Here is a 426-nt window from a genome sequence, read left to right as displayed (position 1 = left end):
TATTGAGTATTTGCGATTTAAACTATTTTAAAAAACTCAAATAACGTAGTGGTTATTTCTCGGTTAAAATTATAATTAAAATATAATTAATACAGAAAATAATATTATCTAGTTTTCAAAGAACAAAGTTGACACTTTCGTGTCAATGGAGAATAACGGGATCGAACCGTTGACCTCCTGCTTGCAAAGCAGGTGCTCTCCCAGCTGAGCTAATTCCCCAAAATATTCGATTGTCACTTACCAGTAACGATGGGTCTAAGTGGACTCGAACCACCGACCTCACGCTTATCAGGCGTGCGCTCTAAACCAGCTGAGCTATAGACCCAAAAGCGCGAACATTTATTTTAACGAGAGTAAAACTCTCAAAACTAAACAAGACTTCAATAATGTAAGGTTTCCGAATTTTTCCTTAGAAAGGAGGTGATC

Annotated in this window: 2 tRNA genes; both read right to left on the bottom strand. The window is 36.9% G+C overall.

The features are described from left to right. Positions 1 to 146: 146 nt before the first annotated feature. Positions 147 to 219: transfer RNA gene (locus AC6UD0_RS07380), tRNA-Ala, on the bottom strand. Positions 220 to 250: 31 nt separating this feature from the next. Then, positions 251 to 325 (bottom strand) — tRNA-Ile (locus AC6UD0_RS07375). Between the last annotated feature and the right edge of the window lie 101 nt (positions 326 to 426).

Source organism: Fructilactobacillus sp. X7R9C1 (assembly GCF_059901005.1).
Note: the sequence above shows the minus strand (reverse complement) of the source record. Positions and strands in the feature narration are given on the sequence as shown.